Raw genomic sequence first — 13,049 nt, 5'->3', positions numbered from 1 at the left:
TATTATATACAATAGATGATGTAGTACTCACGTCTATACAACTAAAAAAATACTGTATTTGAAGGAGATAAATTATCATGGAAAAAATCTTTAAAGTAACTAGCGACTCAGGAATTCATGCTCGTCCAGCAACTCTACTTGTAAACACTGCAAGCAAATTTGGTTCTGACATCAACTTAGAGTATAACGGAAAAAACGTTAACTTAAAATCAATCATGGGTGTTATGTCTTTAGGAATTCAACAAGGCGCGGAAATTAAGGTCACTGCAAATGGTGATGATGCAGCTCAAGCACTAGCAGCTATCGAAGAAACTATGAAAAACGAAGGATTAGGAGAATAATGACTCTTAACATTCAAGGGATCGCTGCATCAAGTGGGATTGCTATTGCAAAGGCTTTCAGACTTGAGAATCCTGAATTTAACATTGAAAAGAAATCAATTACAGACGAAGCTGCTGAAATTGCACGCTTAGACGCTGCGCTTGAGAAAGCAAAATCTGAACTAGAAGCTATTAAGGACCATGCTTTTGCTGAGCTAGGTGCTGATAAAGCTGCTATCTTTGAAGCACATTTATTAGTATTAAATGATCCAGAATTAGTAAATCCAGTAAAAGATAAAGTAAATGGCGAAAAAGTAAATGCTGAATTTGCAATGGATGAAGTTGCATCAATGTTTATTTCTATGTTTGAAAACATGGATAACGAATACATGAAAGAACGTGCTGCGGATATTCGCGACGTAACAAAACGTGTTCTTGCACATTTACTAGGAATTAACTTCTCAAACCCTGGTACAATTTCTGAAGAAGTAATCATCATTGCTGAAGATTTAACACCATCTGATACAGCTCAGTTAAACCGTAAGTATGCAAAAGGTTTCACAACTGATATCGGTGGACGTACATCTCACTCTGCAATTATGGCTCGTTCTATGGAAATTCCAGCTGTTGTTGGTACGAAAGTTGTTATGGAGAAAATCCAAAACGGCGATATCGTAATCATTGACGGTTTAGATGGAGAAGTAATTGTAAACCCATCTGAAGAAACTCTTCGTTCTTTTGAAGAAAAGAAAGCGAAATTTGAAGAGCAAAAAGTTGTATGGGCAAAATTAAAAGACCAAGCAACTGTAACAAGTGATGGACATCACGTTGAGCTTGTTGCTAATATCGGAACACCAAATGATGTACAAGGTATTATCGATAATGGCGGAGAAGGCGTTGGTTTATACCGTACAGAATTCTTATACATGGGCCGTGACAATCTTCCAACAGAAGAAGAGCAGTTCGAAGCGTATAAAGCAGTTCTTGAAGGTGTAAAAGAAGATCAACCAGTCGTTGTTCGTACACTTGACATCGGTGGAGATAAAGAACTTCCATACTTACATTTACCAAAAGAAATGAACCCATTCTTAGGATACCGTGCAATTCGCTTATGTCTTGATGAGCAAGATGTGTTCCGTACACAACTTCGTGCATTACTTCGTGCTAGCGTATACGGTAACTTAAAAATTATGTTCCCAATGATTGCAACTCTTGATGAGTTCCGTCAAGCGAAAGCAATCTTATTAGAAGAGAAAGAAAGACTTGTTCAAGCGGGTACAACTGTTTCTGATTCTATTGAAGTTGGTATGATGGTTGAAATTCCAGCTTCAGCAGTATTAGCTGATCAGTTCGCAAAAGAAGTTGATTTCTTCTCTATTGGAACAAATGACTTAATCCAATACACAATGGCTGCAGACCGTATGAACGAACAAGTAGCTTACTTATACCAACCATATAACCCATCTATTTTACGTCTTGTAAAAATGGTTATCGATGCTGCTCATAAAGAGGGCAAATGGGCTGGTATGTGTGGTGAGATGGCGGGAGATTCACTTGCTATCCCATTATTATTAGGATTAGGCTTAGATGAGTTCAGTATGAGTGCAACATCTATCCTTCCTGCAAGAACACAACTAAGCAAGTTGTCAAAAGCAGAAATGGAAACATTAGCAGAAAAAGCATTAACAATGTCAACAGCTGAAGAAGTTGTTGAATTAGTTAAAAGCATATAATAGTAAAAAAACCTGAGTCGATTTGAAATCGGTCTCAGGTTTTTTCTATGAGAAAAGTAAATCTTGTTTTCTTACTATAGAGAATAAGGAACAGAATTAGATAGCGATTGCAACGATATCAGTTGGGCAAACACGTAAAATGCCAGTAAAAGTATTTCGATTTTGATTGTTCTTATCGTCTTTATTGTTATCTTTGTTGTCTTTGTCATTACGAGCTAAAGCAGAGAAAAGAGCAACACCGTTAGCGAAACCTTCAAAAATTACATTATTGAATGTTCCGTTACCTCTAATGCTTAAAAGAGAAAGCTCTGTTCCAACTGAAATGCTAGCAAGTACGTTACATACAGCTGTTTGTTGTGGTTTTACCTCTCTCTCTTTCTCGCGATGGTCACGATGGTCGCGATGGTCACACTCTCTTTCACGATGATGACAGTCTCTAAAGTTATCACAGCATCCAAATGATCCAAACATAATCCTCATCACCCCCTTCACACTTATAATCTATGTAAGTTCGGTAGTTAGTGACTGGACAGATAATGGAAATTTTTCTAGGGGATTTTCTCATTTTAAATGACTAGATGGGTATTTAGTATGGAATGATGTTTAAAATAGGGGAAATGTCACAAAAAAATGTAAAGACCACCGAAATGAATGAAATAGGTAGCCTTTACACTTTTTTACTTTTATATAAAACGATGATATATACAGGAAGAGCTAAGAGTAGTGGTGCAATGGATCGTGCAGTATGTTTTTCTGCTTCTAATTGTAACGCTTCTTCTTTTGGGAATTGTAACACTGATATGTTTGCAGCATCGCCAATAAAATATAGCAGTAGTACAGTTACTATGTAACTTAAAAGTGCGATAAAGCTTCCGTATGAACTCAATGAAAATCCCTCTCTTGTTATCTATTTGTTATCATTGTATCACAATTGTAACAAAAAGACACGGTTATATTCCGATGCTTTAACAAATTTCGACACAAAACGTCATATTTGTTTATGGGGATAGCATGAAAATTACGATTTTTCTATGTATAGATGTCGCATAATACATTGTAATATTACGGATGTGTGACAGGAAAATAAAAAAACGAAGGTAATGAAATTACCTTCGTTTTTTTATTATTTTGCCCATTCACTCACTTGTTCTACGCTCATGCGCGGTGCAGGGTGACCTTTTAAAGTGGATTCACCAATTGTAATAAGCATAATTGGTACATAACGAGATGAAACATTGAATTCTTCCATTAATGCCTGTGGATTGAAGCCACCAATAGCGCAAGTATCCCAGCCAGTTGCTTTAGCAGCAAGCATAAGTTGCATTGCTGCTAAAGCAGCATTTGAAAAGGCAGCATCTCGTGGGTATTGCTCACGAGTATATGCAGATTCAATATTTTTAGCTAAGCGCTCTTTTGCTTCTTCATTCATAAATCCTTGTTCTACAATTGGACCGTAAACAGGTTCAACATTTTTATATGCCTCTAAATCACCTAAAATAGCGACTACGGCAGAAGCATCAAGAATTTGTTGTTGGTTATAAGCAATTGGGTGTAATCGTTTTTGTACATCTTCGCCTTGGAAAACAAGGAATTTCCAGTGTTGCAAGTTCCAAGCAGAAGGTGCTTGCGCAGCTGCTTTTAAAATTTCATGTAACTCTGTAGATGAAATTTCTTTTTCAGGGTTGAATGCACGTGTAGATGTGCGTTCATATAAAACGTTAAAAAAGTCATTGTTTGTCATTATATATCCTCCAAATTACATATCAACTTAATATAAAATAAATGTAATATACTCTACTTACATTTTGTAAGTTATTGAATTTAAGAATATAATACCTTTATTTTAATTGTCAAGTTTTAAATAGTAAGGCAGGGCATTCATACAAACGATACAATTCATATAATCATACACTAAAAAAGGAATTTCCAGAGCAGATAAGCGAAGATAACATTCTCAATTAGCTTGTTAATATGAGTTCCTCACAATTCTTTATAAAATGATTGTGAGGAATTCAGTAGAACAAGATATATGAAGTGAGTGAAGACTAGTGATGAACATACTACATTTTTTATTAGAGAATACTGTTTTCCAAAATGTATTACAAGATCTTCAGTTGAATGTCCTTTATATAGAAGATGGATGTACACATCAACAAACGATAGAAAACGTCCATCCAAAATGTATGTTTATAGCAAATAGTTTTGAAGAAGGAGAAATATTGTTTCATAGAACTAGACCGCATATTGTAATTATGTATGTAACAGATTTTGCTCAAATAAAATATATAAAGAATATATATAATTCACAGAGCACATTCATTATCATTTGGGATCAACAGATAGACAATCAGTTTGCAGATTTACTACTGTTAGGAATACGTAATATTGTTATAGCACCAGTAACTCCACAAGTGGTACTAGAGGAAGTGAATAAGAGTTTATATCAACTTTCTTTAGTGCGGCAAGTAGGTTTACAACAAGAATTGCTTCAAACGATGTTTGATTTTCAAAATGATTTATTGTTTATAGTAGAAGATGATGAGATTGTTGATTGTAATACGAATTTTTTACAATTCTTCGGACATGATAATTTATTTACGTATCGTGAACAACATGTAGTGTTTGCAGAACATCTTATTAGAGAGAACGGATATTATTCGACGACTCACGATATAACATGGCTGGATGATACTTTATCAAATGGAAGAAGAATTAAAATGTACAATTATGAAGGAGAAGCATTTACTTTTCTATTACGTGCGACACCATTACCAGAAGATTTATCGCGATTTATAGTAAAATGCACAGAGATTACAGAATTAGATGAAATCTATCAAGAGCAAGAAAGATTGGCTATGATAGATTCATTGACAGAAATATATAATCGCTTGAAATTCCAACAAATATTGGAGACAGAGTGGGAGAATGTATTACGTAATGATGAAAAAGTTGCACTTATTTTGTTTGATATAGATAATTTTAAATCAGTAAATGACACATATGGTCATGATTTTGGCGATTTAGCATTAGTACAACTTGCAGATCTTATGAAATCTAAAGTTGAAGATCAACATGTATTTGCAAGATGGGGAGGAGAGGAATTTATAATATTAGTGACAAATACGGTAGAAAAAGAAGCGTTTCAAGTTGCGGAATCATTGCGATTTTTCATTGAAACAAAGCATTTCTCTGGAATTTCGAAATTAACAGCGAGTTTTGGAGTTGCGTTATATGAGCAAGGGATTACAAGAGAAGAGTTAATGCAAAGAGCGGATATTGCGTTATATGAAGCGAAAAAAAATGGGAAAAATCAAGTATGTATATATAGAAAAGAAAAAATGTGATTTTTCGCAACAAATTGTTGCGATTTTTTTTTATTACTTGATAATAGAATATGTGGGACCATTTTAACCGAGAAGCTCCCACTTCAAGTAAGCTCGCAAGAGAGACTAAGTGGTGGGTAGTTCACATGAAGTAATTACGGAGGAACAATATGATAAAAAAAATAATGGTTATGGCTTCACTGTCTGCTGTAGTTTGCGGCGGAGTATACTATTTTCTCTATAGTCCCGATCCAAAGGAACAAGCAGTATTAACAACAAAGGTAACTCCTGCTATTGAGTCAGAGGTACAGGATAATATAGAAGAAGTACAAAAAATTGATTATGCTAGTATATCTCAAAAGTTAGATCAGTATTTAGTAGGAAAGCAATTTAATGGGACCGTTTTGGTGACAGATAAAGAGCATGTTATATTGAATAAAGGATATGGATATGCTGATGTTCAAAATAAAATAGAAAATACGCCTCAAACAAAATATCGTATCGGTTCTATTACGAAAACAGTTGTTGCTACATCCATTCTACAGTTACAAGAACAAGGGAAGTTAAATATCCAAGATAATGTAAATAAATACATTCCTTCATTTCCAGCAGATAAAAATATCACGTTATATCATTTATTAACACATACCTCTGGTTTGCCTGAACATGCCAAAGGAAATGTGAATGCAGCCTCCCGTTTACAGTTAATTAATTGGATTGGACGTCAAAATGTAGAATTTCCTCCAGGAACAGGTTGGAGGTATACAGATTATAATTATATGGTGCTTGCTTTTATTATAGAAAGTATATCGAAAAAGCCTTTAGGAGATTACATAAAGGAGAATATATTTACAAAAGCAGAGATGCATGAATCGGGTATGGGAAATATGGTACCTGGAGATAAAAGCTTCACGAAGGGTTATGTGAAGAAAGACCAAGATCTTGTACCAGCACAAAAATTAGGAATGGACTGGTTATATGGATCGGGTGAGATGTATACGACAGTAGGGGATATGAAAAAATTAGATGAAGCGATTATAAATGGGAAGCTTCTTTCTGAACAAAGTATACAAGCGATGTTTACACCTTCAGCAGAGAGGAAATATGCATTTAGCTTTTACATATATCCTGATTTTTTCCATAACCATGGTGTATTATCTGGTTGGAATACGTTTAATAATTTCAATAAAGAAAAAGGAACGTTTGTTATTTTATTCTCAAATGTGAAGAATAGTTTGGATGATGATTTTAATAAGGAATTTCGGAAGATGGTAAATGATTTATTAGAACAAAGGGGATGAGAAGATGGAGAATAAAAATTTATCAATAGGTTTCATCGGTATTGGTGTAATGGGAAAAAGTATGGTACATCATTTAATGCAAGGCGGTCATAAAGTATATGTATATAATAGAACGAAAGCGAAGGCAGCTTCTTTAGTGCAAGAGGGTGCGACTTGGTGTGATACACCGAAAGCGTTAGTAAAGCAAGTTGATGTTGTTATGACGATGGTTGGTTATCCTCATGATGTAGAGGAAGTGTACTTTGGGATTGATGGAATTTTAGAACATGCAAATGAAGGTACGATAGCAATTGACTTTACAACATCTACACCAACATTGGCAAAACGTATTAATGAAGTTGCGAAAAGCAAGAATATATATACATTAGATGCACCAGTATCTGGCGGGGACATTGGGGCTAAAGAAGCAAGACTAGCAATTATGGTTGGTGGAGAGCACAGAATATATGATATTTGCTTACCTCTATTTGAAAAACTAGGAACAAATATTCAGTTGCAAGGCCCTGCTGGGAGTGGACAACATACAAAAATGTGCAATCAAATAGCAATTGCTTCTAACATGATAGGCGTATGTGAAGCGGTAGCATATGCGAAAAAGGCTGGACTTAATGCAGATAAAGTATTAGAGAGTATTTCGACAGGAGCAGCAGGTAGCTGGTCATTAAGTAATTTAGCTCCTCGAATGTTAAAAGGAGATTTTGAACCTGGCTTTTATGTAAAGCATTTTATGAAAGATATGAAGATTGCTTTAGATGAAGCTGAAAAATTACAATTACCAGTACCGGGTTTAACCCTAGCGAAGGAATTGTATGAAGAGCTAATCGCAGATGGAAAAGAGAATAGCGGAACACAAGTATTATACAAAAAGTATATAAGGGGGTAAATGGAATGGATCTCCAAAAGTTTGACGAGATGATTGATGCTGTGCAGCGAGCAACTTGTGTACAGATTAATGATAAGCAAAAAGAAGCTTTTAAACAAAAATACGATTTTGGACCAGATTTTGAATATGGAAGAGATGAGAAAGGGCATTATGTTATCCGAAGCTCGAAAAAGATGTTAGAGGAAATGGAGTTTTATTTGGCATTGAAATATGATCGGGATGGAATTGTCCTTTATATGCATGCTGAGATTGAAGGGACATGTCATGTATCCGTTAGCTACAGTGAAGATGCACTTCATTTGCAAGAATTGTTTCAATTTCTAGAAGAAAATAAATAAAAAGTCCTCATTTGAGGACTTTTTATTTATTTAGGCAGGCATAATATTTAAGTTGGATAATTTATCCCGCTATTTGTGGGCAGTAAAACTCCCACTGATTAAAGTTTCACTTTATAGGCTGGAAGCGCGGCGGCATCGTTCAATTGGGAATGGAATAACTTGGGCAATGTGATTAGGGCCGAGCTGTTTTGCGCGAGCATGGCGTAGTATATAGAATGCGCACAGAATAGAAACAGGAATAGCACCATATAAACCGAAAAATAAAGCGCTTACACATGATGCAACAAAACCTAAAACACCAACTTCTAATTCTTCCATAATAGCTCCTAAAATGACAGGAATAGCTCCGCATGTAACTCCTAGTATAAGTGCGATAAGTAAACTCATGATTATCCCCCTCTGTTTGCAATATTCTTTTCCTTCTTATTAGTTGTAGTATATCATACGTAAAACAGAATTTTCAGAAAAATTTCAAAAAAAGTTCAATAAATGTTCAAAAAAAATTCCGAAATATACTTGATAAAGTGGAATTGTGATTCGAGATATTTGATTTAAACAAACGAAAGGGAAAAATCATTTTAGTAAATAAAAAATCAGGCTTACTTCAATGTTATGAAATAAGCCTGGTCCATAGGAGGATGTATATATGTAGAGTGAATAAAAGGTTGGAAAAGGGGTTCCAAGTTCTTTTATTCAACTAGCTACCTTAATAAATTGGAACCCAACCTTCTGTTGTAACAAAAATACGAATAGCTACAACTTGGCGATCATCTTGTAAGGTGAAATAGTGTCTTGCATTTTCAGGCACAGATATAAGATCACCAGGCTCGAGTTCAACGTCAAAGAATCGACCATCTTTTCCTTCAATAGCGAAGATGCCATGACCGCTGACAATAAAGCGAACTTCATCGTCAGTATGATGGTGTTCTTTTTGGAAATTAATTAATAACTCGTCAAGGTTAGGTGTGCTATTTGAAAGTGAAATCACATCATATGCTTTATAACCTCTGCGCTCTGAAACATCAGCAATTTCTTTTGAAAACAACGTTAATATTTCAGCTTTGTTTTCATTTGTTAAGGAGTAATTTTCTTTTAAATGAGTAGGAAGTTTAGAAATATTCCATTTCTCATATAAAACATCTTCTCCTTGTAGAAAGTTTGATACTTCTACTTCATTTTCAATACGAGTATTTTCCTCATGAATACGAATTTGCGCCATTAGAAACGCCTCCTTGAATTGATAATAATTTTATATGAAATTGGAATAAAAACTCATAAGCTTCTAATCTTTTTTTTGCATCAAAGCTATCACGGCCCCATACGGTAATGCCATGGTTTCGAATTAATACTGCTCCTGAATCTCCTTGTATATGCTTTCGGAATTTCTCTCCAAGCGTCGGGATATGAGCATCATTTTCGATAATAGGAATGTTAATCGTTGCACCTTCTTCCCAAATATCAAGAGCTTTAATAATCTCTTGATTTTGAAGGGTGACTGCATCACTATACAAATTTGTGATGACATTGTTATCAGTTGTATGAACATGAAGTACGCACCCGGCGTTCGTATTGTTATAAATATGTGTATGCAATATTGTTTCTGCCGAAGGGCGTAACTCAGTTTCTAAAACGGGAACTCCTTGATGATTTACTAATAAAAAATCATCTGGAGTGGTTTTGGTTTTATCTTTGCCACTTGCTGTAATAAGAAAAGTAAGGGGATCATGACTGACTTTTATAGAAATATTTCCACTCGTTGCTGGAAACCAATTCCGAGTTGTTAATTCTTTTTTAATTTCACTTAAGTCATACCATTGACGAAAAAGTTGTTTCATAATTTCACCTCCAACAAATGTTTTAGTTCAGCTAGAACATCGTGAAATGTTTCAAACGGTGTATAAGCAATACGATTTTCTTCACACTTTGTAATAAGGAAGTCACGGGCGAATACTTTATCTGCTTGTTTTGTTGCTTGTAAATCAGTAATAGAATCTCCAATCACAATATGAAAATCATCTTTAGAGCTTAGTTTACGAATTAATGATGATTTACAGAGACCACAACTATGCTGACATTGCTCGTCACAAGGGTGCGGCCATTTCACTTCAACAAATTCTCCTGAAAAGTCAGTTGCATTACAATAAATTTGTTCTTTAGGGATTATTTCTTGTAAGAGTGGATAGACGAAGAAATCCATTCCACCTGATATAACGTAAAAGGAAATGTTATTTTCATTAATGAATTGTATGAATTCATGAAAACCTGTACGGATTTCAGCAGTTTCTTGTAAAAACTGAATAATATCATCGTGTAGATTAATAGGTATTAATCGAAATAATTGAGAAACACCTTCTTGAATAGAAAGTTCTTGCGATAAAATTTTTTGCTTTATTTCCTCTGCTTCTGGTGGTGCGAATTTTTCCATAATGGACATGATATTATCGTTATTTGTAATCGTACCATCGAAATCACAAAATACTTGAATACTCATAATTTCACCTCATGAGAAGGATTTCCCCATATTTGTAGTGCGCTATGCAAATTTATTTCATCCACTTCATGGAGTGATTTACCTTGTAAAGTAGCTTCAATTGCAGCACGGAAAGCTTTGCCACCACCTTGGGCTCCATTTGGATGCCCGTGAATCCCGCCGCCGGCATTAATAACAACATCCTTACCAAAATCTCGTAAAATAAAGGGAACGAAACCAGGATGAATTCCAGCAGATGGAACAGAAAAACTTTTCTTGAAATAGTGGTCTTCCTCAGTTAATGCTTCTGTAATGAGAAGAGCTTCCTCTTTTTCTAATGCAACGTTGCCGTATGGTGATGGGAATAAAGAGAAATCAGCACCAGCGTAACGTAGTAATTTTCCAAGTAGTAATGGAGAAGAGAAACCGTATAGTTTCGATGATGAATATGCGCCACTTACAGCAGGGTGTGCCATAATAGGAATTGGAATTTCATCGTCTTCTACAAGTGCTTGCAGTACATCTAATCCATAAGAAAATACATTAAATAAAAGAATGTCTGCTCCAGCTACCACCGCACGTTTCGCGTTTTCTTTTAAATCATAAGTTCGACCTGTTAAATTTACTGCGTATAAAGTTTTATGCCCGTAAGTTTCGTATACAGATTGTAAAACTTCTTTCCCAGATTCAATTCTTTTTATAAGTGGTGTTAATGAGTTTTCGAATAAAATTTCATCATCTTTTACAATATCTACGCCTCCAATTGCCTGATCGCGTAGTTGAGTTTTTAAATATCCAATATTCCGTCCTATCATCCCTTTGAAAATACTCATTAGAAGAGGTCGATCTTGAACTTGTAAAAGGTTTCGGATGCCTTCAATTCCAAATTTTGGTCCAGGAAACTGTTTCTTTAATTCGTCTGAGAATGTTAAATCAATTAGTTTAATTTCTCCATCTAACGAAAGTTTTCCAAATGTTGTTGTCAAAATGGCTGGTAAGTCAGGGCTAAAGTTCAGCGATGGATAATGAATTTTAATGAGTCCACGTGATACTTTTTTGCCAAGGTAAGAGTTAATATGTTCTTGTTCGTCTAACGTTTCAATATGAATGACATTGCCTTTATGTTGTTTTAATTGTTCTTGTAATAAGTGTGGTAAATGAGTCCATGAACCAATTGTTAAACCGATTGCAATTTGTTCTGCTTTCTTTTCTAAGTTGTGAGAATCATCGTGGATTAAATATGTCGCTATAATTCCGCTCATTGTTATAACCTCCTAGTTAAATAAAAAAACCTCTCAGCTAAGGAGAGGTTTTTTTACAACCAGCTCCTTATCTGTCAGCGTAACGCTGCGAGAATTAGCACCGTGTCTACAATTGTAGATCGGTTGCCGGGTTTCGTCGGGCTCGTCCCTCCACCTGCTCTTGATAAGAAGTATTTAGAAATGTTTAAATTTTTAAGATAACTGAATTTTGTCAGATATTTTTTATGTTGTCAATGACTTTTTGAAAAAATTTAATTTATCAATTCGATTAATTGCTTCTCGTAATCTATCTTCTGTATGCAAGAGACCAACACGGACATACCCTTCACCGTGCTCACCAAATCCAACACCAGGAGCAACTGCAACGTGTGCTTTTTCTAGTAAAATGTCAGAAAATTGCTCAGATGTATATCCTTTTGGAACAGGAAGCCATGCAAAGAATGATCCTGTTGGAATGTTTACTTTCCAACCAATTGAGTGACAAGCTGAAATAAGAGCATTTCTCCGAGATTCATAACTATTAACAAGATCTACCACACAAGACTGCGAGCCTAATAGTGCTTCGCGGGCAGCATCTTGAACTGCACCAAAAATACTAACATACATATGATCTTGCAATAGGTTAATAGTTTCGATGACACTTGCATTTCCTACTGCAAAAGCAATACGCCATCCAGCCATATTGAAAGTTTTCGATAAAGTGTAAATCTCAATACCTGTATCTTTAGCGCCGTCTGCTTGCAAGAAACTAACAGGCTTTTGACCATCGAATCCGATAGCACCGTAAGCAAAATCATGAACAACTAATATACTATGTTTATTAGCAAAATGAATGGTTGCATCAAAAAAATCTTTTGATGCAGTAGCACCGGTAGGGTTATTTGGATAGTTTAAAAACATTAACTTTGCTCGCTCCGCAACAGAGTCATCAATTTTTGTATAATCCGGTAAAAAATTATTTTCTGCAATAAGCGGCATTGTTTCAAATTGTGCTTTTGCTAAAGCAACTCCTGATAAATAATCTGGATAGCCTGGATCTGGAACGAGAATAGTATCACCAGGGTTTGTAAAACAAACTGGTAATTCTACTAATCCAGCCTTTCCTCCAAACAAAATAGCAACTTCAGTTTTTGGATTTACTACTACATCATATTCACGTTGATAGAATGTTGCCACGGCTTCTTTTAAGCTTTCGTGTCCGCGAAATGGCGGATATTTATGATGAATGGTCTTTTCAACAGCATCTTGTAAAGCTTTAACGATATGCTGCGGTGTTGGTTGATCTGGATTACCTTGACCTAGATTAATAACATCGTGACCAGCTGCAACGACTTTGTTAACTTTTGCAACAAGTGAAGCGAAAAATTGTGTTGGCAATGATGTTACTATCTCAGAAGGTTGAAATAATTTCATACTTTC

At 35.2% G+C, this 13,049-nt stretch carries 15 protein-coding genes and 1 riboswitch; of the genes, 6 read left to right on the top strand and 9 right to left on the bottom strand.

What is annotated here, in order from left to right; translation table 11 throughout:
• Positions 1 to 77 precede the first annotated feature (77 nt).
• Positions 78 to 341, top strand: coding sequence for a phosphocarrier protein HPr (ptsH, locus tag NSS97_RS20645; protein WP_002033915.1), 264 nt, complete (start codon positions 78 to 80; stop codon positions 339 to 341).
• Entirely contained in the window at positions 341 to 2,053 is a 1,713-nt protein-coding gene (ptsP, locus tag NSS97_RS20640) for a phosphoenolpyruvate--protein phosphotransferase (protein WP_107886389.1), read from the top strand. Before ptsH ends, ptsP begins: the two co-directional genes overlap by 1 nt.
• Positions 2,054 to 2,149: 96 nt before the next feature.
• Here the strand turns inward: ptsP and NSS97_RS20635 are convergent, their stop codons facing one another.
• From NSS97_RS20635 to NSS97_RS20625, 3 genes are all read right to left on the bottom strand, one after another.
• On the bottom strand, positions 2,150 to 2,524 hold the full coding sequence (locus NSS97_RS20635; RefSeq protein WP_002192615.1) for a DUF3915 domain-containing protein: 375 nt from the start codon (positions 2,522 to 2,524) through the stop codon (positions 2,150 to 2,152).
• 196 nt (positions 2,525 to 2,720) lie between these two features.
• Positions 2,721 to 2,939 (bottom strand): hypothetical protein, encoded by a 219-nt coding sequence (locus NSS97_RS20630; protein WP_002088422.1) that lies wholly within the window; start codon positions 2,937 to 2,939, stop codon positions 2,721 to 2,723.
• A 237-nt stretch (positions 2,940 to 3,176) separates the two neighbouring features.
• Positions 3,177 to 3,794 (bottom strand): nitroreductase family protein, encoded by a 618-nt coding sequence (locus tag NSS97_RS20625; RefSeq protein ID WP_002192616.1) that lies wholly within the window; start codon positions 3,792 to 3,794, stop codon positions 3,177 to 3,179.
• A gap of 310 nt (positions 3,795 to 4,104) precedes the next feature.
• On the opposite strand from NSS97_RS20625, the gene NSS97_RS20620 reads away from it, so the two are divergent.
• The 4 genes from NSS97_RS20620 (at position 4,105) to NSS97_RS20605 (ending at position 7,898) form a co-directional block, all read left to right on the top strand.
• A complete protein-coding gene (locus tag NSS97_RS20620) occupies positions 4,105 to 5,397 on the top strand; it encodes a GGDEF domain-containing protein (RefSeq protein ID WP_341113935.1) in 1,293 nt (430 codons plus the stop codon).
• Positions 5,398 to 5,546: 149 nt separating this feature from the next.
• Entirely contained in the window at positions 5,547 to 6,677 is a 1,131-nt protein-coding gene (locus NSS97_RS20615; protein ID WP_044442759.1) for a serine hydrolase domain-containing protein, read from the top strand.
• A gap of 4 nt (positions 6,678 to 6,681) precedes the next feature.
• The gene (locus NSS97_RS20610) at positions 6,682 to 7,560 is read left to right on the top strand and encodes an NAD(P)-dependent oxidoreductase (protein WP_044442761.1); all 879 of its coding nucleotides are present in this window, start codon (positions 6,682 to 6,684) and stop codon (positions 7,558 to 7,560) included.
• A 5-nt stretch (positions 7,561 to 7,565) separates the two neighbouring features.
• Positions 7,566 to 7,898: a DUF3909 family protein gene (locus NSS97_RS20605; protein WP_002014892.1), complete on the top strand. Its 333-nt coding sequence runs from the start codon at positions 7,566 to 7,568 to the stop codon at positions 7,896 to 7,898.
• A 111-nt stretch (positions 7,899 to 8,009) separates the two neighbouring features.
• Here the strand turns inward: NSS97_RS20605 and NSS97_RS20600 are convergent, their stop codons facing one another.
• From NSS97_RS20600 to NSS97_RS20575, 6 genes are all read right to left on the bottom strand, one after another.
• Positions 8,010 to 8,285, bottom strand: a complete 276-nt coding sequence (locus NSS97_RS20600) for a hypothetical protein (RefSeq protein WP_002014891.1) — start codon at positions 8,283 to 8,285, stop codon at positions 8,010 to 8,012.
• A gap of 319 nt (positions 8,286 to 8,604) precedes the next feature.
• Positions 8,605 to 9,117, bottom strand: coding sequence for a cupin domain-containing protein (locus NSS97_RS20595; protein ID WP_107886390.1), 513 nt, complete (start codon positions 9,115 to 9,117; stop codon positions 8,605 to 8,607).
• Entirely contained in the window at positions 9,095 to 9,733 is a 639-nt protein-coding gene (locus NSS97_RS20590) for a methylthioribulose 1-phosphate dehydratase (protein WP_002128926.1), read from the bottom strand. Before NSS97_RS20590 ends, NSS97_RS20595 begins: the two co-directional genes overlap by 23 nt.
• Complete coding sequence (locus NSS97_RS20585) at positions 9,730 to 10,389, bottom strand: 2-hydroxy-3-keto-5-methylthiopentenyl-1-phosphate phosphatase (RefSeq protein ID WP_002128925.1); 660 nt, start codon at positions 10,387 to 10,389, stop codon at positions 9,730 to 9,732. Before NSS97_RS20585 ends, NSS97_RS20590 begins: the two co-directional genes overlap by 4 nt.
• Complete coding sequence (gene mtnW, locus NSS97_RS20580; protein ID WP_341113931.1) at positions 10,386 to 11,630, bottom strand: 2,3-diketo-5-methylthiopentyl-1-phosphate enolase; 1,245 nt, start codon at positions 11,628 to 11,630, stop codon at positions 10,386 to 10,388. The genes NSS97_RS20585 and mtnW overlap by 4 nt, the downstream gene beginning before the upstream one ends.
• Positions 11,631 to 11,694: 64 nt before the next feature.
• Positions 11,695 to 11,800, bottom strand: a riboswitch (SAM riboswitch).
• Positions 11,801 to 11,852: 52 nt separating this feature from the next.
• Entirely contained in the window at positions 11,853 to 13,043 is a 1,191-nt protein-coding gene (locus NSS97_RS20575; RefSeq protein WP_107886391.1) for an aminotransferase class I/II-fold pyridoxal phosphate-dependent enzyme, read from the bottom strand.
• Positions 13,044 to 13,049 lie beyond the last annotated feature (6 nt).

This window comes from Bacillus sp. FSL R12-0074, assembly GCF_038005725.1.
Classification (GTDB): Bacteria; Bacillota; Bacilli; order Bacillales; family Bacillaceae_G; genus Bacillus_A; species Bacillus_A mycoides.
The sequence above is the reverse complement of the archived record's forward strand: the minus strand, read 5'-3'. Positions and strand labels throughout refer to the sequence as shown.

Excerpts from the sequence above, each read along its gene's own strand:
- ptsH (WP_002033915.1), top strand. The coding sequence starts at position 78 with ATGGAAAAAATCTTTAAAGTAACTAGCGACTCAGGAATTCATGCTCGT.
- ptsP (WP_107886389.1), top strand. The coding sequence starts at position 341 with ATGACTCTTAACATTCAAGGGATCGCTGCATCAAGTGGGATTGCTATT.
- NSS97_RS20635 (WP_002192615.1), bottom strand. The coding sequence starts at position 2,524 with ATGTTTGGATCATTTGGATGCTGTGATAACTTTAGAGACTGTCATCAT.
- NSS97_RS20625 (WP_002192616.1), bottom strand. The coding sequence starts at position 3,794 with ATGACAAACAATGACTTTTTTAACGTTTTATATGAACGCACATCTACA.
- NSS97_RS20620 (WP_341113935.1), top strand. The coding sequence starts at position 4,105 with ATGAACATACTACATTTTTTATTAGAGAATACTGTTTTCCAAAATGTA.
- NSS97_RS20615 (WP_044442759.1), top strand. The coding sequence starts at position 5,547 with ATGATAAAAAAAATAATGGTTATGGCTTCACTGTCTGCTGTAGTTTGC.
- NSS97_RS20610 (WP_044442761.1), top strand. The coding sequence starts at position 6,682 with ATGGAGAATAAAAATTTATCAATAGGTTTCATCGGTATTGGTGTAATG.
- NSS97_RS20605 (WP_002014892.1), top strand. The coding sequence starts at position 7,566 with ATGGATCTCCAAAAGTTTGACGAGATGATTGATGCTGTGCAGCGAGCA.
- NSS97_RS20600 (WP_002014891.1), bottom strand. The coding sequence starts at position 8,285 with ATGAGTTTACTTATCGCACTTATACTAGGAGTTACATGCGGAGCTATT.
- NSS97_RS20595 (WP_107886390.1), bottom strand. The coding sequence starts at position 9,117 with ATGGCGCAAATTCGTATTCATGAGGAAAATACTCGTATTGAAAATGAA.
- NSS97_RS20590 (WP_002128926.1), bottom strand. The coding sequence starts at position 9,733 with ATGAAACAACTTTTTCGTCAATGGTATGACTTAAGTGAAATTAAAAAA.
- NSS97_RS20585 (WP_002128925.1), bottom strand. The coding sequence starts at position 10,389 with ATGAGTATTCAAGTATTTTGTGATTTCGATGGTACGATTACAAATAAC.
- mtnW (WP_341113931.1), bottom strand. The coding sequence starts at position 11,630 with ATGAGCGGAATTATAGCGACATATTTAATCCACGATGATTCTCACAAC.
- NSS97_RS20575 (WP_107886391.1), bottom strand. The coding sequence starts at position 13,043 with ATGAAATTATTTCAACCTTCTGAGATAGTAACATCATTGCCAACACAA.